Source organism: Marinobacterium jannaschii DSM 6295 (genome assembly GCF_000620085.1).
Classification (GTDB): Bacteria; Pseudomonadota; Gammaproteobacteria; order Pseudomonadales; family Balneatricaceae; genus Pontibacterium; species Pontibacterium jannaschii.
In genome coordinates, this window is sequence record NZ_KK211064.1 from 285,378 (window position 1) to 307,999 (window position 22,622).

A 22,622-nucleotide genomic window follows, 5' to 3' on the forward strand; every position below is an offset into this window, starting at 1 on the left:
TTATCACCTTTATCACAGCAGCGGACTCCAACACCGATGCCATCGGTGGCCTCTGCACCAAGGGAGTGGATGCCGAGCACCTGAAATCCCCGTTGTGGGTAAAAGCCTGCTGGGGTAGCGCGATCGCCTTCGTGGCCTGGATCAGTGCCAGCTATATCGGCGTTAACGGTGTGAAGATGCTGTTCAATCTGTCCGGTGTGCCGGGCATGCTGATCGTGGTGGCGTCTGCCTTTGCCTTCATCAAGATGGCACAGCGGGTGGAGGTCAACGGCCAGACCGTTGAGCTGAAACAGGACGCGCTGGCTGCGCTGGAGAGCGGCCAGCCGGCAAGCCAGACCTCGGCGGCGCAGGGGGCTGCGTCTTAAGCTAAGCCCTGTCGACAGGGAGGGAAATGCGTTACCGGCTTCCCTTCCCCCGGCGGTGTTGTGACCGCCACTTCTCGCCTAAGGCGGTACCGTGCAAGCGGTCCGCCTTCAGGCAGTAGCAGCGTGCTGTTTTTTGTGAAGTGGCTTCGCAGACACTTTGCCGCTCTGCTGCCGGTTGCACCAGGCGGGAATCTTCTGCCTGTCGGTATCCAGGCTCTGCTGTTGGACACTGTAGCCTGTCGGTAGCGGCTACGGTGGGTTGGCACCCCTATGGTTCTTGCTTCTACTCTGTTGTGAAGTGCAACTTCGCCCCGCGCTGCGGGGCTTTTTTTCGCCTGTGGCTCAGGATGCCAGGCAGATGGCGCGGCCATGGTCGTGAACTTCCACCAGGGCCTGGTGCAGGCTTCTGACAGCCCGGTCGTAGTCCTTTTCCTCAACCACAAACTGCATATCGACCTGGCGCATTGACTGGTGCAACGCCAGGATGCTGATGCTGTTTTTCGCCAGGGCGCTGACCGCATCGGCGAGAATGCCGGGGATCTGCATATCGCTGCCGACCGCCGAGACGATCGCCACCTTACGCTGGTCCAGCTCCGCTTCGGGAAAGCGCTCGGAGAGGGTGGCGCGGATCCGCTTGACGGTTTTCAGGTTGGCGCTGAGGTAAAGGGTGAGGCTGTTGGCATTCATATCGCGGGCGATGGTCGAGGCCTTAAAGCGCTTGATGGTGGCGATCACTTCCTGATCGTAGCTTTCGATATTGCCGGCCATATCCTGGTCGAACAGCTCCAGCGCATAGACGCCCTTGCGACCGGCGATAATCTCGACGCAGGGGGTGTCGCTGACATAGTCGCCGGTGATCAGGGTGCCGCTGTGTTCTGGCTCGAAGGTGTTTTTCACCCGCAGCGGTACCTGATGCTGGCGCAGGCCCTTGGCGGCCTTGGGATGGATCGCTTCCATTCCCAGGTTGGCCAGCTGGTCGGCGACATCGTAGTTGGTGCGGCCGATCGGCACGGCCTGGCTTTCGCCCACTAAGCGCGGGTCGGCGCTGCTGAGGTGAAACTCCTTGTGGATAATGGCTTCTCGGGCGCCGGTCAGTACCGCCAGGCGGCTGAAGGTCATCTCGCTGTAACCGCGGTCGAAGGAGGACATCAGGCCGGTTTCGCTGTGGGCATAGCCGGTGACGATCGGCAGTTGCTGCGCCAGGTCGATATCGGCAAAGGCGTTGCGGATACGTTCATCCAGCGGCAGGTGGCGATCGGTATTCCAGCCGGTGAGGTCGACAAAACGGGCGTTGACGCCGTCGCGCTGCAGCAGCTGGGCGGTATTCCAGGCGCTGTGGGCCTCGCCGATGCTGGCCAGCATCTCGCGCACGGTGGCCAGGTGCGATTCCAGTGCAAAATGGCCGTGCATGCAGAGGCTGTGCAGGTTGCCCAGGCAGCTGCGGGCATCCTGGATCCGCTCTTTCAGGAAGCGGTTGGCTTTTGCCAGCAGCGGGGTGTCGCCGAACAGTGCCAGGTTGATGCTGCACATCCGGGCTTCCAGCGCCGCCAGGGCGCTGTGCCAGCTGCGCTCTTCCATGCTGCTGGCGAAGAGGCCGTAGATGCCGGGCTGGCCGCTTTTCTTGTGTTCCAGCAGCTGGTCGGTGATGCCGCCATAGGCGGAGACCACGAAGATGCGCTGGTAGGGGCTGGGCCCTGCGTTGATGATATTGTCGCGGACCGATTCATAGTCCGACATCGAGGTGCCGCCGATCTTTTCTACGGTATGCATAGTCTTTTGCTGATGGGTGTCTGGAATGGGCTGGCCGCAGTTGTTTCCTGCCCCCGTTGTTTCCTGCCGGGCCTGCTAATCCGTCCGTCGCAGCGCGGTGATGGTGCTGCGGCTGCAGATATGTTCCGGCCGCGCGGGGCGGTCGCAGAAGGGGGCCTGTACCCGGTTGCTGAGGGCGTTGTAGACGAAGAACAGGTTGGAGCGCGGGTCCGGCGAAATATTGCTGTTGGAGCCGTGCATCACATTGCAGTCAAAGATAATCACGCTGCCCGGCTTGCAGGTGGCCGTGACGATGCCGCCACGCTGCGCCAGCTGCTGTAGCTGGCTGTCGCTCGGGACGCCATATTCCTGCTTCTTCAGCGACTTCTCATAATGGTTTTCCGGCGTCTGCCCCTCGCAGGCGGCAAACAGGCGGTGAGAGCCGGGAATCAGCATCAGCGAACCGTTGTGTGGCAGGTTTTCGGTCAGGGTGATCGACATGCTCAGGGCGCGCATCCGCGGCATGCCGTCTTCCACATGCCAGGTCTCGAAGTCGGAGTGCCAGTAGAACTCCTTGCCGCGAAAGCCGGGCTTGTAGTTAAGGCGCGACTGGTGGATATAGACCTCGTCGTTAAGCAGGAAGCGGGCGATCTCGGCCAGGCGCGGATCTTGCGCCAGCTGGCGGAAGCGGTCGCTGCTCTGGTGGATGCGGAACAGCGAGCGTAACTCGCCACTGTCCGGTTCGGTGATCGCCTCCGGGCTCTGGCGCAGCTGACTGTCGTCACGCAACCGGGCCAGCTCCTGCTGCAGCTGTTCCAGCTCTTGCGCCGCAAACAGCTGATCCAGGATCAGGAAGCCGTTTTCGCTATAGCTGGCCAGTTGCTGGCTGCTGAGCGGGCCGTGATTCAGCAGCGGGGCATGGATGGTCGGATCGCGGCGTTCAACAAAGTGCGCTGCCGCTCCCTGCCGTGACGGATAGTGATCTTCGCGCCCGGTGCTGTTGTGATCGCTGGCTGACATCCTTCCCCTCCTGCTTACTCTGCACTCACGGCTTCGGCTTCCAGCTCGTAAGCGCCTTCAGCGTTGTGTACCTCTGTGCCATTGAGGGGCGGGTTGAAGACGCAGGCCATCTTCATCTCCTCGAAGGCGCGCAGGCAGTGTTTGTCATGCTGGTCGAGGATATAGAGGGTGCCCGGCTCAATCGGGTATTTACGGCCATCGCTCAGGGTTTCCACTTCGCCACGGCCGCTGACGCAGTACACCGACTCCAGATGGTTCTGGTAGTGCATCTGGAAGTCGGCACCCTTGTAGATGGTGGTGATATGGAAGGAGAAGCCCATATTGTCGTCCTTCAGCAGCATCCGGGTGCTCTCCCAGTTGCCATCCGGCGATACGATGCGGCGGTTACTCTGTTCGGCGTCTTTCAGGTTACGTACGATCATCTTGATTCCTGTCTCTGGATTCTGGGGAAAGCCGGACAGCGGCCCGGGAGCGCCGCTGCGGGCGATCCGAACCTCTGTACCGGTTTCTGAGGCTGTGGCGGAGCGGCTTAGCTGGCGAGCTCGACCGGGTCGAAGTATTTCTTCTGCTCCGGGATATTATCTTCGCCGGCACAGACTTCGCGGATTGCCTCTTCGAGGATGTCAATCCCCCGTGACAGGTTCTCCTTGCTGATAATCAGCGGACAGAGCAGCTTCACCACATGATCGTCGGCACCGCTGGTCTCGATGATCAGCCCCTTCTTAAAGGCGCGGCTGGTGATCTTGCCGGCAATTTCGCCGTTAACGCAGTTAATTCCCTGGAACATGCCGCGTCCACGGGTGGTGAAGTTGCCCTCGCCATACTGGTCCACAATCGCCTGCAGGCGCTGTGAGACATACTCGCCCTTGTGCATGATCTCCTGGGAGAAACGCTCATCGCTCCAGTAGTAGTCGATGGCGGCCTTGGCGGTGACAAAGGCGAAGTTGTTGCCACGGAAGGTGCCGTTGTGCTCACCGGGCTTCCACTGGTCCAGTTCCGGGCGGAACAGCACCACGGCGAATGGCAGGCCGTAGCCGCCGAGGGATTTGGAGAGGGTGACAATATCCGGCTTGATGCCGGCCGGCTCGAAGCTGAAGTAGGTGCCGGTACGGCCGCAACCTGCCTGAATGTCGTCGATAATCAGCAGAACTTCGTGCTTTTTGCAGACTTTATCCAGGGCACGCAGCCAGTCGAAGCTGGCCGCGTTGATGCCACCCTCACCCTGCACGGTTTCGACGATTACGGCGGCGGGTTTGTCGATACCGCTGCTGGAGTCGCACAGCACCTTGTCGAGGTAGACGGTAGTGTCGATATCATCGCCCAGATAGCCCTCATAGGGCATCCGGCTGGTGCCGCTGAGGCTGACACCGGCGGCACCACGGTGGTGGGAGTTACCGGTGGCGGCCAGGGAGCCGAGGCTGACGCCGTGGAAGCCGTTGGTGAAGGTGATGATATTTTCCCGGCCGGTGATATTACGGGCCAGCTTCAGCGCCGCCTCGACGGCGTTGGTGCCGGTCGGGCCGGTGAACTGCATCACATAGTCCAGGCCGCGTGGCTTCAGGATTTTCTCGTTAAAGGTCTCGAGGAATTCACCCTTGGCCTTGGTATGCAGGTCCAGGCCGTGGGTGATGCCGTCGCTGTGGATATAGTCCAGCAGCTTTTCCTTAAACAGCGGATGGTTGTGGCCGTAGTTCAGGGTGCCTGCGCCGGCGAGGAAGTCGAGGTAGGCGTTGCCCTCCTCGTCGTACAGGAGCTCGCCCTTGGCCTTGTTAAAGATACGTGGGAAAGAGCGCGCATAGGACTGCACTTCGGATTCGATTTCGTCAAAGATTTTCATACTGAGTGGTCCGGTTTTAAGAGTTGGAAAACGTTGAAAAGGGTCGTCAGCCTGTGGTCAGGGCTGGGGCGTTAGCGCGCCCTGGCGGATCGGGCCAATCCGGGCCAGCAGTTCGCTGGCGTGTTCGTCGCTGAAGTGGCGCTGGCGGTCGAACATGATGCGGCGTTCCAGCCGGGCGCTGCAGCGCCGGGCCAGGCTGGTGAACAGGGCCCAGGAGGCGGCGTTGTCTTCGGTGATGGTGGTTTCCAGAAAGCGCAGCTGGCCCAGGTCCGGGCGGGAGAGGATCTCGCTCAGCATGCTGCTGGCCAGACCGATGCCACGGCTGTCCGGGCTGACCGCAACCTGCCAGATAAACAGCGTATCGGGCTGTTGCGGCAGTGGATATCCACTGATAAAACCGGCCACCTCATCGCCGCGCAGTGCGATCACTGAACTGTCTGCGAAGTGGCTGCATTGAAGCAGGTTGCAGTAGCTGGAGTTGTCATCCAGCTCGGGAATACGATCGACTAACCGGTTTACAGCCATTCCATCGGTCGCAACCGGCTTACGCAATGTTAAGCCTTCAATATCCATTGTATTTCTATTGTTTCGCTTTTCAAAAAGTTTGATATTCGAACTATTTATATTCTAGAACATATCTAAATCACGAATACAATGGCTAAAAAGTGTCGCTTTTGTGAATTTATTGGCGTTTTGTTAATTCTCTAAGGTTTTTTGTTGTTTAGTATTGCGAAGTAAATTGTCTGTGTGGCGCTGATTTCTGGCGCTTTTGCCATGATTGATGTATTGTTCCGGCGATATTTACAGGGGTTGTTTAGAAGATCGATGGAAAACAGTCAGAAAGCTCTGGTCTTGCTGCGCAAGATCATTCGTTCCGCAGATGTGCAGAATAAAGAGATCAGTCGCCGCACCGGCCTGACGTTATCGCAGTTCCTGCTGATGCAGACATTGCGTGAGGAGGGGCAGATGACCACCGGCGAACTGGCTAAATCGCTTGCCCTGACCCAGGCCACGGTCACCAGTATCCTCGACCGGCTGGAGAAAAAGGCGCTGATCGCCCGTGAACGTGGCGAAGTGGATAAGCGCAAGGTCTGGATCAGCCTGACCGATGCCGGCCTGGAGCTGATGAAAGGCGCGCCCACCACCCAGCAGGAGGTGTTTGTGCGTGACTTCGAGGATATGCAGCCCTGGGAACAGTCGATGATGGTCGCCGGCCTGGAACGCGCGGTTTACCTGCTGAATGCAGAACACCTGGATGCCTCCCCGGTCCTCGATATCGGCCAGCTCGACCGGCCTCCGCGCACCGACGCCGGCAAATAAAAAAACGGGACTGTACCTGTGGCACAGCCCCGTTTTGGATTTTCAATTCAGGCCATCACATCGGGCAGCCCTTAGGTTGGGGAGCGTAGCGACAAATCCCAGCATCATCATGAAACCCGATCTTTCAACGAAAATCGCCTCACTTTGTCGGGGTTTTCATCCTTATCGCCAGTCCTCGGCCTGATTAAAGCACTCGCTGCAGCTTGAGGTAATCCCCGTTTACGGTCAGGGTCAGGGTCACCTCCTGCTGGGTGCGGTTACGCCAGAACCAGCCGTGATTGCCATCGAAGGCGGCTTCCAGAATGCCCTTGTCACCCGGTTCGAAACGGCCCTTGCCGTAGCCGTGGTAGAAACCCTTTGGTGGGTTGTAGGGATCGCCATGGGTATCGTAGTTGAGCTTGCCGCCGTTCGCCGTCCAGCTGAAACGCACTTTGGCACCCTCTTTCATCTCCAGTTTCACCTCGGCAGCCTGGCCCGGCACCAGCTTAAAGCTGATCTCGCCGCTGTTGCTGGCGCTGGCGGTTTTGCTGTTTTCCACAGGCGGGCTGTTGTCGGCGATGCAGGCGACCGGCTCTGGTGTCGGCTGGACGTCGCTCGCGGTCTCGGGTGGGTTATCCTCAGGTGCTGCGTTGCTGGCATCGGCCTCGGCTTCATGCGCCAGCTGTTGCTTGATTTCGCCCATTTCGGTCAGCCCCAGCAGGCGACCGACGCCACTCGGGTCGATGCCATATTCAGCCGGCATCACAACGGTCATCAGCAGCACCAGGGCGGTGATCAGGGCCAGCAGGGTAGAACGGACCAGTTGTCCGCTAGAAGGTAAAGCCTGGTTCTCAGGCATAGATGCATTGTACATATCGAAAAATCCTTAACTAGAAACAATCAGCCCGGTGATCTGGAAGCCCATCAGCAGGAAGCCCAGACTCATCATGATCACGTTGGCGCTGTAGGCATGGCGCATAAAGCTGCCGCTGCGGCGCCAGAAGCCCATAAAGATCAGGATGGCGCTGAGGGCCAGAATCTGGCCGATCTCGACGCCGATATTGAAGGCGATCAGGTTGGCGAACAGGCCATCCGCTGCGATCTCAAAGTCCTGGATCTTGGTGGCCAGGCCAAAGCCGTGGATCAGACCAAATAGCAGGGTGGCGATCTTGGTGTCGGGCTGGAAACCGAACCAGCGCGGAAAGGCGCCCAGGTTATCCAGCGCCTTATACACCACCGAGAAGCCGATAATGGCATCCACGATGTAGGCACTGACGCTGATATTGGTCATCACGCCGAACAGCAGCGTGACCGAATGGCCAACGGCAAACAGGGTGACGTAGATCCCCACATCCTTCAGGCGATAGAGGAAGAAGATCACCCCGAACAGGAACAGCAGATGATCGTAACCGGTCACCATATGTTTGGCGCCGAGGTAGATAAACGGCAGCGGCAGGACGCCGCTAACCTCCTGGATATAGCCCTTGTCGCCTGAGGCGACCCCGTGGGCAAGGGCGCTGTCGATACCGATCGAGAAGATCAGCATCGCAGCGAGCAAAGAAAATACGCGGTACAGGCGTGCGGAACCGCCCCAAGCGCGTGTCGCGTTTGAGCACATAGATAGGCCCTTAACTTATCGTTAAATGGAAATGTAGACGGGTACTAGCTGAGGCTGCGGGGAGGGCGCTCAATACGGTATAGCGGTGCCGCCGGTGGATCGGCCCGCTGGCTTTGCGGCCGGGATTCGGCCTGGCGTGGCAGTGCACTGAGTGCGATCAGCGGCAGCTGCGGGGTTTCATGCAGGTGATCCGGCGACAGCGGTGGATGCTGATGGCCGATTCCGACGGTCTGGTGGAACGACTGCTCGTCGTGATCGTGGCTATGGCTATGGGTCTCATCGACCTGACTGACATTATCCAAGGCATGCACCGTTACAGACTGGGTAAACAGATGCCCCACCCAGGTGAATAACATCACCAGGATCAGGAGCGCTACCACTGTTTGTCTGTAAAGGGGGCTGGAAATCGTCATCACTGCTCAATTTGGCCACAGGGCCGGTTAACTCGGGGCCAGCCTATACCAGAGCTTTAATGGCTGCAATTACCGGGATTAAAAAACGGTGCTAAATGCCGAGAGCACTGGGCCGGAAGTCTATCTGACCTTGGTGTCGGCAAGAGGTTCGCCTTCAAACCGCCCCCGGTGCTGCTCCATATACTCGAGGAAGGCGCGTATACGACAGCTACGGGCGATGCCGCTGCGGTAGACCAGGTAGATCGGCATTGGCGGTACCTGCCACTGTGGCAGCACCCGCACCAGGCGGCCGCTTTCCAGCTCGCCGTTGAGGCTGAGGATCGGCATCTGGGCGATGCCAACCCCGGCCAGGGTGGCGGACTTCAGGGCCTGCACGTTGCCGCAGCAGAAGTTGCCGCAGACGCTGACCGCTTCGGTCTGTTCGCCATCACTCAGGGTCCAGCTGCTTTCGCCGGGGCTGTACTGGAAGCGCAGGCAGTTATGGCCAAACAGCTGCTGCGGGCTGTCGATAGGGGCTTTATCGGCCAGGTAGTCAGGGCTGGCGACCAGGATGCGGTTGGCGTGGCCGATCTGGCGCGCGATCAGGCGGTCGTCGATGATCTGGCCGACGCGGAACGCCAGGTCGATCCCCTGGGAGAACAGGTCTTCATAGGTGTAGGAGAGTTCCAGTGCGATCCGCACCTTGGGCCACTGCGTCAGGAAACCGGGCAGGATCTCTGATGACAAGAACTCACCCAGTGCCGGGGGCGCTGAGATCCGTAGCTGTCCCTGCACCTGTTGCTCCATCTGCTGCACATCTTCGCGCAGGTTGCGGAACTCTTCGATCAGCTGGAAGGCGCGTTGATAGACCAGCTTGCCGGACTCGGTGATCTGGATACGGCGGGTGGAGCGCTCCAGCAGCTGGGTCTGCAGGTGTTTCTCCAGCCGCGACAGCTCCTTGCTTACCGTAGATTTTGGCAGTCCCAGCTGGTCGGCGCTCTGGGTTAGGTTGAGGGTCTGGCAGGCGGAGACAAAGATCGACAGGGAGCGGAAGTCTATTGTTTCCAAATCGCGAACGTTCATTTTCTTCAATCGCCATTGTTTCAATTCGGCCTAAAACATAGCCTGTATCTAAGCCAACGGGAAGCGCAATGGGCGGATTTGCTCCGACGGCTTCCCTTATCCACAGAGTTTCAGAGGCAGCAAGATTATGAACGCGATCAGCGAATTGAAGACCCTGGCCGATTTCCCCATTACCCAGCGCTGGCCGGCGCAGCATCCGGAGCTGATCCAGCTCTACTCCTTCCCGACCCCCAACGGGGTCAAGGTCTCCATCGCCCTGGAGGAGCTGGGCCTGCCCTATGAAGTGCATAAGGTGACCCTGGCGGCCGAGGATGTGAAGAGCGAGGCCTTCCTGTCGCTTAACCCCAATAACAAGATCCCGGCGATCATCGATCCCAATGGCCCTGAAGGCGCGCCAATCGGCCTGTTCGAGAGTGGCGCTATCCTGATCTATCTGGCGGAGAAGGCGGGTAAGCTGATCGGCAGTAACCCGGTGCAGAAGGCCAAGACCCTGCAGTGGCTGATGTTCCAGATGGGTGGAATCGGGCCGATGTTCGGCCAGATCGGCTACTTCCATGTCTATGCCGGTAGCGCGATTGAAGATCCGCGGCCCAAGCAGCGTTATATCGATGAGGCTAAGCGACTGCTGAATGTGCTGGAGCAGGAGCTGGCGGACAAGGAGTGGATCACCGGTGAGTTCTCCATCGCCGATATCGCCCTGGTGCCCTGGCTGCAGACACTGGAGAAGTTCTATAACGCGGTGGAGATCACCGGCCTGAATGATCATCCCAATGTGCTGGCCTATATCGAACGCTTCGCCGCCCGCCCGGCAGTGCAGAAGGGCTGGAAGACGCCGCTGCTGGACTGAGGTGAGCCGCAGCGGCAGGGCATCAGGCGGGTTGCGGGCCGAGGCCGCCGAAACCGGTCAGGGCGGAGACAATCTCCTCGTTGTGGTGCTTTTCGAGGGTTTCTGAGCTGTTTGTCTGACGATAGAGTGCATTCAGCTGCGGGCCGTAATAGCGATAAACCGCCTCCCGTCGTACCTGGCCGGCGGCGGTCAGCTGGTCGTTGGCAACACTGAAAGGGCCATCGGCCAGAAACCACTGTTCAATGCGGGCGGACTCCGGCAGCTGTTCGTTAAGCTGATCCAGCTGCAACTGGATGCGGGCGATGGTGGCGTTGTTTTCCGGCTGGATGACAGCGCTGATAAAGTCGCTGTTATCGCCGAAGACACAGACCTGGGCCACTGTGCTCAGGTTATTCAGCTCCGCTTCGATCCACTCCGGGCTGAAGTGGCGGCCCCGGCTGTTGGTCTGTATCTCATCCTGACGTCCGGAGATAAACAGGTAGCCATCGACGTTAATAAAGCCACTGTCTCCGGTATCGATACAGGCCGGGGAGCTGCCGCCGCCGAGATAGCCCAGCATGCTGGCACCGGTCACCCGGATCTCTCCTTCGGCTGATAACAGCAGGCGACAGTGAGGCAGGACACGGCCGACGCTGCCGGTCAGTGACTTGCCCGGCAGATTCAGGCTGACCAGCGCGCCGCATTCATTCAGGCCATAGCCTTCGTAGACCGGCAGTTGTAGCTGCTGGGCCTTCTCCAGCATTCCCGCTGCCACCTTACCACCGCTAACCAGCACAAATTTCAGGCTGGGCAGGGGGCCGTATAGCATGCGGACACCGATCAGCGCTTTCAACAGTTCAGGGGTCAGGTTAAGGCCGTGCGGTTGCTCGCTCTGCAGCAGGCGAGCCAGCTGTGCCACATCAGGTACGCCGTCGCTCTGGCCGCTCTCCTCGCGGCTGGCGATACGAATACTGATCCCGGCGCAGAGCGGTACCAGAAGAGAGACAATATTTTCCGTCAGTACGGACAGTGGCTGCAGGCATAGTTGTTGTCCGATAGCGATCGGATCGGTGGCATCCAGCAGTGAACGACAGACCTGATCGATCAGATCTGCGCTCAGGCAAACCCCTTTGGGTGTGCCTCCCGTACCCGCAGTAAAGCTGATCAGCCTGGTATCGGGCGCAACCTTATGTGCCCCTGCCTGAGGGGCGAGCCGGAAGCCGCTCAGCGCCAGCTCCGGGTTATGCTGCGCGGTCTGAGGCAGGCTGAGGGGGGCGCCTGCCAGGCGGTTCAGCTGTGCCGGGCGGGAGACAAACAGCAATTCGATACCGATCTGCTGGAATAAGGCCTCCACTGCGGCCGGGCCGAAGGTGGCGGGAATCAGGGTGATGCAGAGTCCGGCCTTCATCGCGGCCAGTTGCAGCAGCGCCCACTGCGGACTGTTGTCCATCCAGATCGCCAGGTGGCAGCAGTCCAGCGCTGCCAGCTCATCCGCCAGTACGGAGACCTGATCATCCAGCTGGCGGTAGCTGAGGTGCTGTCGAGCGCCGCGCAGGGCCGTAGCTTCAGGCTGCTGACGGGCATGGTGGGCGAGGTATTCGGTTATCAGGCTCATCGCCAGGCCTCCCGCTGGTAGATAGTTAACTGCTGGTCGGACTCCGGTGCCCGGCTCTGGCTGATCAGGCGGGCAATGATCGGGTTATGGGCCAGGGTTGCCAGGCCACGGTTAATGTCGACGGCGTAAATGCCGGGGCCCTGCTCGAAGTAGCTGCCCCAGCTGAAGCGACTCAGGCTGGCCCGGGCAGGTTCCGCCCTGGCCAGGGTGTGGATAGCCCTATCGACACCCAGCTGGTGGAAACTCTGCAGCATTTTGGGGGTAGCGGTAATCAGTAACCAACGTACGCCCAGCTGGTGGAAGTGGGCGGCCAGCCCTAATACCAGACGGCGGATGGTGGCTTCACAGTCGGCAGCGAGGTTACCCAGCTCAACAATCGACTGGCGGGGTGGCGCGGTAATACTGCCTTTCTGTGCAATCATCTCTTCAGCGGGAGCATTGAGGAACTGCTCAAGCAATAGCGGCTGCTCAGATGCAGGCTGGTAGTCGAAGGCGGCCGTCAGCTGCTGGCGGGGGTTCAGCAGTGCGATGCTGTGAGGCCGGAAGTCGTCAATCAGGGCACCATATAGACGGTGGAAGTGGCGACGGATAAAGTGCTCGACCTGGGCCCGGTTGAGCGGGTCCTGTACCTGGATAAAGCGTGATTCGGCGTGCTGTGACGCTGATTGTGGTGTAGCAATGCGGTTGGCTGAGAGAGTCATTGGCTATCCCCTGTTTCGATAGCCGCTAAGATAGTTTTGCTTTCTTAAGAGATACTTAAAAGAACGTTCATTAACTTGTCCCGCGCCAGATGGCAGGCGCAGGTTGCGGTGGCTCCGGTCCGGCAGATGTCCGCTTTAGTATAGAAAATGTCCGTATGCAGTATCGGTATCTCAGCTGCGGATCAGTAGACTCGGTACTGTTTCCCGGAGCCAGGCCTGATGGAGGGCATAATGGAGCTGATAGTCGAGATTGAGCAGCGGGTGATGATGCTGAAGCTGAACCGCCCCGAAAAGCAGAACGCCCTGAACCTGGCGCTTTACGATGGCCTGACGGCGGCGCTGCAACAGGCGGCGGAAGATCCGCAGATCCGCGCGGTATGCCTCAGCGGGGAAGGAAAAAACTTTTGCAGCGGCAATGATATTGGCGACTTCCTCAGCAGCGGCCTGGCCGGACTGGAGCGTAGCGTGGTGCCTTTCCTGCATACTCTGGCTGCATTCCCCAAGCCACTGGTGGCAGCGGTGCAGGGCAATGCCGTCGGTATCGGCACTACCCTGATGCTGCATTGTGACCTGGTCTATATCGACGATACCGCCAGGTTTAAGCTGCCCTTTGTCGATCTGGGACTGGTACCGGAAGCGGGTTCCAGCATGCTGCTGCCGCAGCTGGTGGGCGATCGCCGTGCCGCTGAGATGTTACTACTGTGTGAGAGTTTCGGGCCTGAAGAGGCGCAAGAGCTGGGACTGATCAACCGTCAGCTGGCCGCCGATGAACTACAGGGTTTTGCGTACAGCCAGGCACAGCGGCTGGCTGCCAAGCCACCGGCGGCACTGGCCCAGGCCAAGGCGCTGATCCGGCGGCGCAATGCTGCATCCCTGCAGCAGACCATCGATATCGAAGCGGCGGCCTTTGCCCGCCAGCTGACTTCGCCCGAAGCGATGGAAGCGCTGACCGCTTTTAAGGAGCGCCGTGCTCCCGACTTTTCCCGCTTTGACTGACTCCTTATTCAGCCGTCAGGGCGGCCACTGCTGAGGCTAGGTACAATCGTTTTTGCACCGCCTCGTCAGTCCGCCGTTCTCTGCTTCGCTACCCAGCTAAAATGTTTCGCCAGCTCCGGTGCCGCCAGCAGGTCTTCCAGCCGGTTATAGTGTTTCGCCAGCATCATTTCATCAAAACAGCGGTGGATGCCGTTATGGCAGGGGCGGCAGATATTGATGCCCCGGTTGAGCTGCTCGCGGCTGTAACTCTTCGCGAAAAAATTACGCTTATGCACCTTGCGCGGAATCAGGTGATGGAAGGTTAGCTGTGTGTGCCGCTGGCAGAGCGGACAGGTGCCGCTGATCGCACGCATAAAGTCTCCTTTTGGCTCTCTCTACCGCACAGCTGCGATGATCGGATCAGTCTGCGGTGCAGGCTGTTGCGGCTCGTATCTATAAATGGGCCCCGTGATTGTTCGTAAATGGGCCTTGGGTGGTCCCGGTTGTCATCTTATGCTGCCCTCAAATAACAGTATCAGGCTTGGCCTGGGATGATTAAGGGGATCGCATTATGAATCAGCAGAGCTCTGCGCCCGGCGCGCCACCAGAGACACAACTCAAGTCCAGGCTTAACCCGCTGGGGCAGCCGGTCGGACTGGATCTCGACTGGCAGCCCTGTCAGTGGCCGCCGCGCACTGTCTCAGCCGGGCGTTTCTGCCGTATCGAGCCGCTGCAGCCCGAGCTTCATGCCGAGGCACTGTTCGAGGCGTTCGCCTCCGATCGCGATGGCCGAAACTGGACCTACCTGCCCTGCGGTCCCTTTGAGCAGCTGAGTGAATTCCGCCTCTGGCTGGAGTCTGCCTGTCTGGGCGATGACCCGCTGTTTTACGCCATTGTCGATCAGCGCAGCGGCAGGGCGGTGGGAATGGCCAGTTACCTGCGTATCGCTCCCGCGGTGGGTGTGATCGAGGTCGGCCATATCCATTTCTCACCGCTGCTACAGCGCACCCCGCTGGCGACCGAGGCGATGTTCCTGATGATGCAGCGGGTGTTCGATGAGCTGGGCTATCGCCGCTACGAGTGGAAATGCGATGCCCAGAACGGTCCCTCGAAAAAAGCCGCCCGACGTCTGGGATTCGAGTTTGAGGGGATCTTCCGTCAGGCCACTATCTACAAGGGACGTAACCGCGATACCGCCTGGTTCGCCATCATTGACGCCGACTGGCCAGCGCTGAAAGCCGGTTTCCAGCGTTGGCTGGCAGCGGATAACTTCGATAGTGCAGGCCAGCAGAAGCATAGCCTGCAGCAGTGCATGGCGGGACAGGGATAAGGAGATAGGCAGATGGCTATTCAGCTAATGTCGCCGCAAGCGGCGGACAGGGAGCAGTGGCAGCAGCTTTACTGCGGTTATGCCGGGTTTTATCAGGTGCCGATGGATCAGCAGATACTGGACCGGGTATGGGGCTGGATCTTTGATCCACAGACTCCCTTCTACGCCCTGATCGCTAAGGATGACAGCGGCCGGGTGCTGGGGCTGATGCACTACCGTGCCATGCCCTCGCCACTGCGGGGGGCTGAAGTGGGCTTTCTCGATGATCTGTTTGTGCATCCCGACGTCCGGGGCCGGGGTGTCGTGGACGCACTGTTCGATGCGTTACAGAGCGCTGCAGCTGAGAAGGGCTGGCCCTTTGTGCGTTGGATCACCGCCGAAGATAACCACCGCGCCCAGGCGGTCTACGCCAAGGTCGCTGACAAGACCCAGTGGCAGACCTGGCAGATGGCAGTCGATTAAGCGCCACAATCGGCTTGACCCTGCAGCCTGTTGTGGCAGGCTGAGGTCATCCTGTTGGCCACGGCTGCGACCATGATCTCAATCCAATACTACAAATCCCCCTGCGGCGAGCTGCTGCTGGGGGCCTACGATAACCAGCTCTGCCTCTGTGACTGGCGCTACCGCAAGCAGCGGGCACAGGTCGACCGCCGCCTGCAAAACTACCTGAAGGCGGACTACATCGAGCAGGGCGCTGGGGTGATCGAGCAGGCCATCGGACAACTGGAGCAGTACTTCTGCCAGCAGCGCACCCGGTTTGATATTCCGCTGCTGTTTGCCGGTACCGATTTCCAGCAAGCGGTGTGGCAGGCGCTGGTGGCGATCCCCTATGGCGAGCTGGCCAGCTACGGCGAACTGGCGCGTCGTCTGGAGAGGCCCGATGCAGTGCGTGCCGTGGCCAGTGCCAACGGTGCCAACGCCCTGTCGATCTTCGTGCCCTGCCACCGCATCGTCGGCAGCAATGGCGCCCTGACCGGTTACGCCGGCGGCCTGGCCGCCAAGCAGAAACTGCTGACCCTGGAGCAGAGCGGTCAGGGCGTGTTGTTTTAACCCGGGGTATGGCCCGCTCTGGAAGACGGCAAGAGAAGCATGCGTTGCCTCGCCATTTTCAAGTATTTACGGAACTGAAGTGCATCCGGGCAGCCAAACGGGGTTATCTTCCACGGTAACTTCTGAATCAGGGTTGGCTAGAGTTTATGAAGAGACTGATTGGCTGGGGGCTGGGCCTGCTGCTGATATCGGGCGCGCTGTTTTTCGGTCGCCAGGATCTGCACGCTTTCCTGACACAGCGGCCCGACTTTGCGGCGCTGCATACTGAGCCGGTTATCATGTACGGTACCTCCTGGTGCCAGTTCTGCAAACAGGCCAGAACGTTTCTGGATAGCCAGGGAATCGCCTACTACGAATATGATATCGAAGCTTCTGTCGAAGGACAGCAGCAGTACACGGTACTGAACGGTCGCGGTACACCGGTGTTCCTGATCGGTAATCAGGTGATTCGCGGCTATAACCCTGCGGCCATTCTTGCGGCCCTGACAGAGGATGAGAGCATCCCGGCTGTAACCGGGGCTGATTAGAGAAAGCCGGTTACCCAGCCTGCGTCAGTTTTGAGCTGCAGCGCTTAGACCCTGCCTGTAGGGGGATAAGCCAGAGAAAATATTGAACGCTGTTCAGTTTATATTCCGTTTGTCTCCTGCATCATAGCCAGCAACAGCACAAATTGATTCTTTCAGGCCGCCGGCCAGGGAATCCAAATTCAGTGAGGTGGTTTATGAATACGATGCTTTCTCTTCAGTCAGGCTGGATGCGTAAAGAGATTCAGAACGAGGCTTGCAACAGTGAATGGATTGCGCCAGCGGTTCAGCGCAGCAACGCCGAAATCTATCAGGATGAGCATGAAGAGCGCTGCTTTGTCCGCTCTGGAAATTAAGCGTTGCTGGTGGTTTTCAGCAGGCCCCGTAGCAAGGAAATAACCTAACGGCCCTGAGTTTTCTCAGGGCCGTTTTGCGTTCAGCGCCGCAGTTGTTCAGGGCGGCCAGGGACTCAGGACTTTGCCAGCGCCAGCAGTGCCTCGCCATCAAGGCGGTACTTAACCCACTCATCCTGCGGCCTGGCGCCGAGAGACTGATAGAAGTCGATCGCGGGCTGGTTCCAGTCCAGCACGCTCCACTCGAAACGGCCACAGCCGTTCTCTACCGCGATCGCTGCCAGGCGTTGTAGCATCGCCTTGCCAGCACCGCCGCCACGCTTTTCCGGGCTGATATAGAGATCTTCCAGGTAGAGACCGTTGCAGCCCTGCCAGGTGGAATAGTTGTAGAAATACACCGCATAACCGATCGCCTCGCCATCCTGCTCGCAGACCAGAGCCCGGGCAGTGGCTGATTCGGCAAACAGAGACTGTTCGATATCGGCTACAGAGGCTTTAACCTCATCTTCGGCTTTCTCATAGATCGCCAGCTCGGTAATAAAACCGAGGATCAGCGCAGCATCTTTCTTTTCGGCAGGGCGGATCAGTACAGGCATCAGGGACTCCATTCGGGTTCGTTCGGCTGGGATAGCAATCTAAAGCAGGCGCTAATATGATGACAGTGCATTCTCCTCATATATCAATGTACGTCATGCATCCTGAACTGCGTAATCTCGATCTGAACCTGCTGCTACCCTTTGACTGCCTCTATCGTAGCGGCTCGGTCAAACAGGCCGCCGAACAGCTCAGCCTGAGCCAGTCGGCATTCAGTCACGCCCTGAGCCGACTGCGCCGGGCGCTGGATGATGACCTCTTTATCAGGGTAAATGGGCGCATGTGTCCGACCCGAAAGGCCGAACGCCTGGCGCCGCAGATCAGTGCCGCGCTGCGTTTGCTGCAACAGGGGCTGGAGTCGGCGGAGCCGTTTGATCCCGCCGGGAGTGAGCGGGAGTTCGTGATAGCGGCGACCGACTACTGCCAGATCTCGCTGCTGCCGGCGTTGATGAAGCGGCTGAGCGAGGAAGCGCCGGGGATCAGACTGCGGGTTATCCACCTGGGGGCCGATGCTTTCGACCAGCTGGCACAACAGCAGGTGGATTACCTGCTGGGATTTACCCACAGCGGACAACACGGCCACGACATTCTGGCCTATCGCTGGGTCAGTGGTGAGTACTGCCTGCTGGCGGCAAAAGATCATCCACAGCTGCAGGCCGCGCCGGATCTGGAGTGTTACCTGCAGCTGCAGCATATACTGGTAGCGCCGATGAACGAGCGGGAGGGAATTGTCGATCAGTGCCTGCAACGGCTGGGACGTAAACGTCGGCAGGCGCTCTCTTCGCCTAACTTGCTGGTGGTGCCCTACATCATTGCCGACAGCGCGCTGGTCGCCTCCTACCCCCGGCCGCTGGCCGAGCGGATCTGCCAGCAGCTGCCACTGCAGATACTGCCCCTGCCGTTTGAGGTGCCGCAGTATCAGTTGCAGTTCTACAGTCACCGTCTCAATGCCGGTGAGGCGGATTATAAGTGGTTCACTCGCTTGCTGTTGCAGGTGTCGGCACAGGCGCACTGAGCCAGTCTTCCAACAGGCTCCTTGTGACAGGCGCGCCGGTATCGCATTAAGGTGCTTTGGCGCTTGCCCTCAGGCCCAGCACCCGGCCTACGGTGCGGTTCCAGTTGGCGGCGCACTCGGGGCCGCAGCGTTGTGCCCAGCGCGGTAATATCACCTCTTTGGCAACCCAGTCGCGGCGTGCCAGATCCGCCTCTGAGGGCTCCACCAGCACCATATTGCCGTTCTCCTCGCCCAGCGTGCAGGGGCCGTCACCGAGGCAGGCGAGGGCGGTGCTGTCTTCGGTGGCCGTTTCCTGCCACATGCCTTCGTTCAGGCGGGCGATCTCCCGCTGCAGTAGGGCTTTCTGCCCTTCACTCAGTTGCTGCCACTTATTCATATTCATCACCCCGAACGCCATGCCCCAGCCAACGCGCAAGGTAAAGCCGTAGGGTGCGACCCGGTATAGCTTGCCGGTGTAGGCGGACATGGCACTGGTGATGACGCAGTCGATCAGGTCATTCTCCAGCGCCCTGGCGACATCATGGAACGGCATGCTCACCGGAATGGCGCCGACACTCTCGGCGAAATCTCCCAGGGTGGTGAGGAATACCCGGATACGCTTGCCCTTGAGGTCATCGATCTCGCGGATCAGGCTGTCACACCAGATCATCTGGCTGGGGAAGGGATAGAGCATCATCAGCCGGGCGTTGTACTTCTCGGCAAAGGCACGCGCCATCGTGGGGAAGTAGGCATTGGCCACCTGCTTCTGTTCGGCGATGCTCTGAACCAGCGAGGAGAGGTCACTGCCTTCGAATATGGCGCTTTCCGGTGCCACATAGCCGGGCAGCCCGAAGGCGAAGTCGAACACCCCCTTGGAGACCAGGCGCATAATTTCGAAGCCGCGCAGGTCCAGTTCATTCTGTGGCTTGATCTCGCCGACCAGCTGGCCGTCGCTGACCTCGGCGATATGCCGGTTCCAGAACGGGCCCTCGTGCTTCTGATAGTTAGTGAAGTAACCCCAGGTGCCTACCGCCTTGATAATGATAGTGTCCTGGGCGGCTGACAGCTTGCCTATACCCAGCAGTAGCAGGCCGAGCAGCAGGGCTGCGGAGATCTTTGATATTGTTTTCATAGGTTCCGGCTTATTGAACGCTCCGGATAACCACCTGACGGGTTATCCAGAGCGCAGTATAGCATCCGCCAGAAGCTGGCTTACGACGACATGATGGTCGGCAGATAGAGTACGATCGAAGGATATACGGTGATCAGTACAATCGCCGAGGCAATGATAAAGAAGAATGGCAGCGCCGCTTTGGCGACCTGGATGATGTTGTTGCCGGTCAGTGCCTGGATCACAAACAGGTTGAAGCCCACCGGAGGGGTGATCTGTGACATCTCCACCACCAGCACCAGGAAGATACCGAACCAGAGCAGGTCGATATTGGCCTGGGATACCATCGGCAGTACCACCGAGGTGGTCAGCACGATCACCGAGATCCCATCCAGGAAGCAGCCCAGCACCACGAAGAAGACTGTCAGGTAGATGATCAGTTCGATCGGTGACAGGCCCTGAGTGGCGATCCACTCGGCCAGCGCGTTGGGGATACCGATAAAGCCCATTGCCAGGGTCAGGAAGTGGGCGCCGACCAGGATCAGGCCCAGCATGCAGGAGTTCTTCACCGCCCCGGCAACACTGTCGATAAAGCCCTGCAGGCTGAAGCTGCCCAGCACGGCAGAGAGGATAAATGCACCGGCGACGCCGAAAGCGGCCGCTTCGGTCGGGGTGGCAACACCCTGGTAGATGGAACCCAGTACACAGCCGATTAGTATCACAATCGGCAGCAGCTTCTTCAGCGCCTGTACTTTCTCGCTAAAGCTGTACTGCTTCTGGTCGGCCACTTCACCGGAACGGCCCTTCAGCAGGCTCCAGCCGGAGGTATAGGCCATAAACAGCAGAATCAGTACCAGACCCGGCAGGACACCGGCCAGGAACAGGCGGGCGATTGAGACCTCGGCCGACACGCCGTAAACGATCAGGATGATCGACGGCGGAATCAGCAGGCCCAGGGTGCCGGAACCGGCCAGAGTACCCAGTGCCATCGATTTGTCGTAGCCGCGGCGCGACAGCTCCGGCAGCGTCATGCGGCCGATCGTAGCGGCGGTGGCGGCAGAAGAGCCGGAAACCGCCGCGAAGATACCGCAGCTGAGGATATTCACATGCAGTAGCTTGCCCGGCAGTCGGGACAGCAGTGGTGCCAGGCCTTCAAACAGGTCCTGGGAGAGGCGGGTGCGGAACAGGATCTCACCCATCCAGATAAACAGTGGCAGGGCGGTCAGCGACCAGCTGGTCACTGCACTCCAGGAGGAGGTGCCCAGCAGCAGGCCGATGCTTTCGTTGCCGATCAGCTGCAGGCCGATAATGGAGATGCCGGTCAGGGTCAGGGCCACCCAGACGCCGCTTGTGAGCATCAACAGCATGGCAACGACGAGAATAAAACCAACGATTGAAATATCCATAACTTACTCCGCGGTGCTCATTTCGTTTTCGTGGGACGCATAGCCAGGGGTCTGGTTCTTCAGCGCGGCGAGAAAGTTGTCCACCACGGCGAGGGAAAAAAACAGCGAACCCAGCGCCATCGGCAACTGCACCAGCCACAGTGGCACCGCCAGGTAAGTGTCGGTTACATCGTGGTAGATATAGGATTCATAGGCGGTGTAGCTAACCCAGTACGCCATATAGCCGCTGATCAGCAGGCCCGCACTGAGGTTAAGAAACTCAACGACTCGTAGCGTCACGCCGGACAGGCGGGACAGCAGAATAGTCACGCGGATATGTCCGCCCTCGTTGAAGGTATAGGCCAGACCGAAAAAGATCGTCGCCGACAACAGCCAGCCGGCAAAGTCCTCTGACGAGGGGATGATTACACCGAAGGCCCGGGCTGCGATCTGCGACAGGATCAGCAATGTCATCGCGACCAGACAGGAGCCTGATAAGATGGCGGAAGTTAGGTAGAAGTAGTGCTTGAGAGTATTCATTTTATTATTCTGTCCAACGGTTCAGGCCCGTAATTCCGGCGCAGCCTGTCGGATTGTGATAGCCGACCATCCGCTTGTGTCGGGTCCGGATGTATCAGGGCGGAGCAGGCCTGTCGTCAGGAGCTGCCCCCGGGGAGCTGGGAACAGGACTCCTGCGACAGTATCCGCTTTAAGGTGTCTGGTACGCTTCCAGTACTGCCTGACCGGAAGAGCCGGCTTCGCTGAGCCACTCTTTCACCATGATTGAGCCGATATTCTCCAGTTCGGACAGCAGCAGAGTGCTCGGTGCGGAGACCTTGATGCCGTTCTCCGCCAGGGTATCGGTGTGCTCTACCGCCAGCTTGCGGCCCAGCGCCCAGCCTTTTTTCTCTGCATTGGCCGCCGCCGTCAGGATGGTTTGCTGAGTCGCCTGGTCGAGACGGTCAAAGATGCGCTTGTTGGCGAACACCATGTTTTTCGGAATCCAGGCGTGGATAGTGGTGAAGTGGGAGATGTAGTCCCAGCTCTGACTGTTCACGCCGGTGCTCGGTGAGGTCACCATGGCGTCGATGGCGTTGGTGGAAAACGCCTGAGCGACATCACTGAACGGAATATTGACCGGGGTGGTGCCCATCAGGTCGGCCAGACGCGAGGTCGTCGGGCTGTATGAGCGCATTTTCAGGCCGTTGAGATCGGCCAGGCTGTGCACCGGCTTGTTGGAGTAAAGATCCTGGGCGGGCCATGGTGAGGTGTAGAGCAGGATCAGGTTTTCTTTTGCCAGGGCTTTGTTCAGAGCCGGCTTGGACGCCTGATAGAGGCGCTCGGCGCTGTCAAAATCGGTCGCCAGGAAGGGGATGTTATCCAGCTTGAAGATCGGATTGAGGTTGCCAAGACGGCCGATAAATACTTCACCCAGTGCAACCTGACGGGTCTTCACCGCGCGGTGAATTTCAGGATGCTTGATCAACGAACCGCCGGAATGGATCTTGATGGTCAGCTTGCCCTTGGCTTTAGCGTTTACCTCTTCGGCGAAACTGCGTGCGACCTGGGTCTGATGGGTGCCATCGCCGTAAGGTGTTGGCATATCCCAGCGGGTTTCAGCCAGAGCGCTGGCGCTGGCGCCCAGAGTCAGGACAGAGGCAAACAGAAGGGCTGTTCGTTTATTCAGGAATTTCATTATTATTCTCCAGATTTACGGGTTGCTAGTGGTGCCTTGGCATCCGCTATATTTAGCTAGAGCAAGCGCCGTACCAGTTCTGGAAAATAAAATTATTCCTTATTA

General features: G+C 59.2%; 27 protein-coding genes. 10 read left to right on the forward strand and 17 right to left on the reverse strand.

From position 1 onward, the window contains the following. Positions 1-11: 11 nt before the first annotated feature. Positions 12-365 (forward strand): BCCT family transporter, encoded by a 354-nt coding sequence (locus tag Q354_RS0117160; protein WP_245601079.1) that lies wholly within the window; start codon positions 12-14, stop codon positions 363-365. 342 nt (positions 366-707) lie between these two features. On the opposite strand, the gene Q354_RS0117165 is transcribed toward Q354_RS0117160, so the two are convergent. From Q354_RS0117165 to ectA, 5 genes are all read right to left on the reverse strand, one after another. After that, on the reverse strand, positions 708-2,135 hold the full coding sequence (locus tag Q354_RS0117165; RefSeq protein WP_027858672.1) for an aspartate kinase: 1,428 nt from the start codon (positions 2,133-2,135) through the stop codon (positions 708-710). Between the two features lie 75 nt (positions 2,136-2,210). After that, positions 2,211-3,134, reverse strand: a complete 924-nt coding sequence (gene thpD / locus Q354_RS0117170) for an ectoine hydroxylase (RefSeq protein WP_027858673.1) — start codon at positions 3,132-3,134, stop codon at positions 2,211-2,213. Between the two features lie 14 nt (positions 3,135-3,148). Beyond that, the gene (locus tag Q354_RS0117175; protein ID WP_027858674.1) at positions 3,149-3,556 is read right to left on the reverse strand and encodes an ectoine synthase; all 408 of its coding nucleotides are present in this window, start codon (positions 3,554-3,556) and stop codon (positions 3,149-3,151) included. Between the two features lie 107 nt (positions 3,557-3,663). Then, on the reverse strand, positions 3,664-4,971 hold the full coding sequence (ectB, locus tag Q354_RS0117180; RefSeq protein ID WP_027858675.1) for a diaminobutyrate--2-oxoglutarate transaminase: 1,308 nt from the start codon (positions 4,969-4,971) through the stop codon (positions 3,664-3,666). Between the two features lie 57 nt (positions 4,972-5,028). Then, entirely contained in the window at positions 5,029-5,544 is a 516-nt protein-coding gene (ectA, locus tag Q354_RS0117185; protein WP_027858676.1) for a diaminobutyrate acetyltransferase, read from the reverse strand. Between the two features lie 252 nt (positions 5,545-5,796). Here ectA and Q354_RS0117190 point away from each other — a divergent pair, with 252 nt between their 5' ends. Then, entirely contained in the window at positions 5,797-6,291 is a 495-nt protein-coding gene (locus Q354_RS0117190; RefSeq protein WP_027858677.1) for a MarR family winged helix-turn-helix transcriptional regulator, read from the forward strand. 184 nt (positions 6,292-6,475) lie between these two features. Here Q354_RS0117190 and Q354_RS0117195 read toward each other — a convergent pair whose 3' ends face one another. The 4 genes from Q354_RS0117195 to Q354_RS0117210 form a co-directional block, all read right to left on the reverse strand. Further along, positions 6,476-7,144, reverse strand: coding sequence for a hypothetical protein (locus Q354_RS0117195; RefSeq protein ID WP_027858678.1), 669 nt, complete (start codon positions 7,142-7,144; stop codon positions 6,476-6,478). A 12-nt stretch (positions 7,145-7,156) separates the two neighbouring features. Next, positions 7,157-7,888, reverse strand: coding sequence for a HupE/UreJ family protein (locus Q354_RS0117200; RefSeq protein WP_027858679.1), 732 nt, complete (start codon positions 7,886-7,888; stop codon positions 7,157-7,159). Positions 7,889-7,932: 44 nt separating this feature from the next. After that, positions 7,933-8,244, reverse strand: a complete 312-nt coding sequence (locus tag Q354_RS26290; protein WP_156948407.1) for a hypothetical protein — start codon at positions 8,242-8,244, stop codon at positions 7,933-7,935. Positions 8,245-8,421: 177 nt separating this feature from the next. Next, entirely contained in the window at positions 8,422-9,363 is a 942-nt protein-coding gene (locus tag Q354_RS0117210) for a LysR family transcriptional regulator (RefSeq protein ID WP_027858680.1), read from the reverse strand. Positions 9,364-9,490: 127 nt separating this feature from the next. Between Q354_RS0117210 and Q354_RS0117215 the strand changes: the two genes are divergently transcribed. After that, complete coding sequence (locus Q354_RS0117215; RefSeq protein ID WP_036230349.1) at positions 9,491-10,210, forward strand: glutathione S-transferase family protein; 720 nt, start codon at positions 9,491-9,493, stop codon at positions 10,208-10,210. Positions 10,211-10,232: 22 nt separating this feature from the next. On the opposite strand, the gene Q354_RS26295 is transcribed toward Q354_RS0117215, so the two are convergent. Next, a complete protein-coding gene (locus Q354_RS26295; RefSeq protein ID WP_051560233.1) occupies positions 10,233-11,804 on the reverse strand; it encodes an AMP-binding protein in 1,572 nt (523 codons plus the stop codon). Continuing rightward, the gene (locus Q354_RS0117225) at positions 11,801-12,505 is read right to left on the reverse strand and encodes a thermostable hemolysin (protein ID WP_027858682.1); all 705 of its coding nucleotides are present in this window, start codon (positions 12,503-12,505) and stop codon (positions 11,801-11,803) included. The genes Q354_RS26295 and Q354_RS0117225 overlap by 4 nt, the downstream gene beginning before the upstream one ends. Positions 12,506-12,736: 231 nt before the next feature. Between Q354_RS0117225 and Q354_RS0117230 the strand changes: the two genes are divergently transcribed. Then, on the forward strand, positions 12,737-13,501 hold the full coding sequence (locus Q354_RS0117230; protein WP_051560234.1) for an enoyl-CoA hydratase: 765 nt from the start codon (positions 12,737-12,739) through the stop codon (positions 13,499-13,501). Between the two features lie 65 nt (positions 13,502-13,566). Here the strand turns inward: Q354_RS0117230 and Q354_RS0117235 are convergent, their stop codons facing one another. Then, entirely contained in the window at positions 13,567-13,854 is a 288-nt protein-coding gene (locus Q354_RS0117235) for a hypothetical protein (RefSeq protein ID WP_027858684.1), read from the reverse strand. A 197-nt stretch (positions 13,855-14,051) separates the two neighbouring features. On the opposite strand from Q354_RS0117235, the gene Q354_RS0117240 reads away from it, so the two are divergent. The 5 genes from Q354_RS0117240 to Q354_RS28350 all read left to right on the forward strand — a co-directional run bounded on the left by Q354_RS0117240 (position 14,052) and on the right by Q354_RS28350 (position 16,740). Continuing rightward, the gene (locus Q354_RS0117240) at positions 14,052-14,810 is read left to right on the forward strand and encodes a GNAT family N-acetyltransferase (RefSeq protein ID WP_051560235.1); all 759 of its coding nucleotides are present in this window, start codon (positions 14,052-14,054) and stop codon (positions 14,808-14,810) included. A gap of 12 nt (positions 14,811-14,822) precedes the next feature. Beyond that, positions 14,823-15,272, forward strand: a complete 450-nt coding sequence (locus Q354_RS0117245; RefSeq protein ID WP_027858686.1) for a GNAT family N-acetyltransferase — start codon at positions 14,823-14,825, stop codon at positions 15,270-15,272. A 72-nt stretch (positions 15,273-15,344) separates the two neighbouring features. Beyond that, a complete protein-coding gene (locus Q354_RS0117250; protein WP_036230483.1) occupies positions 15,345-15,860 on the forward strand; it encodes a methylated-DNA--[protein]-cysteine S-methyltransferase in 516 nt (171 codons plus the stop codon). A 146-nt stretch (positions 15,861-16,006) separates the two neighbouring features. Further along, complete coding sequence (locus tag Q354_RS26300) at positions 16,007-16,387, forward strand: glutaredoxin family protein (RefSeq protein ID WP_051560236.1); 381 nt, start codon at positions 16,007-16,009, stop codon at positions 16,385-16,387. A gap of 194 nt (positions 16,388-16,581) precedes the next feature. After that, on the forward strand, positions 16,582-16,740 hold the full coding sequence (locus tag Q354_RS28350) for a hypothetical protein (protein ID WP_156948408.1): 159 nt from the start codon (positions 16,582-16,584) through the stop codon (positions 16,738-16,740). A 113-nt stretch (positions 16,741-16,853) separates the two neighbouring features. Here the strand turns inward: Q354_RS28350 and Q354_RS0117265 are convergent, their stop codons facing one another. Next, positions 16,854-17,333, reverse strand: coding sequence for a GNAT family N-acetyltransferase (locus tag Q354_RS0117265; RefSeq protein ID WP_027858688.1), 480 nt, complete (start codon positions 17,331-17,333; stop codon positions 16,854-16,856). 56 nt (positions 17,334-17,389) lie between these two features. On the opposite strand from Q354_RS0117265, the gene Q354_RS26305 reads away from it, so the two are divergent. Further along, entirely contained in the window at positions 17,390-18,346 is a 957-nt protein-coding gene (locus Q354_RS26305; RefSeq protein ID WP_084332651.1) for a LysR family transcriptional regulator, read from the forward strand. A gap of 46 nt (positions 18,347-18,392) precedes the next feature. Here the strand turns inward: Q354_RS26305 and Q354_RS0117275 are convergent, their stop codons facing one another. The 4 genes from Q354_RS0117275 to Q354_RS0117290 form a co-directional block, all read right to left on the reverse strand. After that, positions 18,393-19,457, reverse strand: a complete 1,065-nt coding sequence (locus tag Q354_RS0117275) for a TRAP transporter substrate-binding protein (RefSeq protein WP_036230354.1) — start codon at positions 19,455-19,457, stop codon at positions 18,393-18,395. A gap of 80 nt (positions 19,458-19,537) precedes the next feature. Further along, complete coding sequence (locus Q354_RS0117280; protein ID WP_027858690.1) at positions 19,538-20,842, reverse strand: TRAP transporter large permease; 1,305 nt, start codon at positions 20,840-20,842, stop codon at positions 19,538-19,540. A gap of 3 nt (positions 20,843-20,845) precedes the next feature. Next, positions 20,846-21,361, reverse strand: a complete 516-nt coding sequence (locus Q354_RS0117285; protein ID WP_027858691.1) for a TRAP transporter small permease — start codon at positions 21,359-21,361, stop codon at positions 20,846-20,848. Positions 21,362-21,530: 169 nt separating this feature from the next. After that, on the reverse strand, positions 21,531-22,517 hold the full coding sequence (locus Q354_RS0117290) for a TRAP transporter substrate-binding protein (RefSeq protein WP_027858692.1): 987 nt from the start codon (positions 22,515-22,517) through the stop codon (positions 21,531-21,533). Positions 22,518-22,622: the final 105 nt, after the last annotated feature.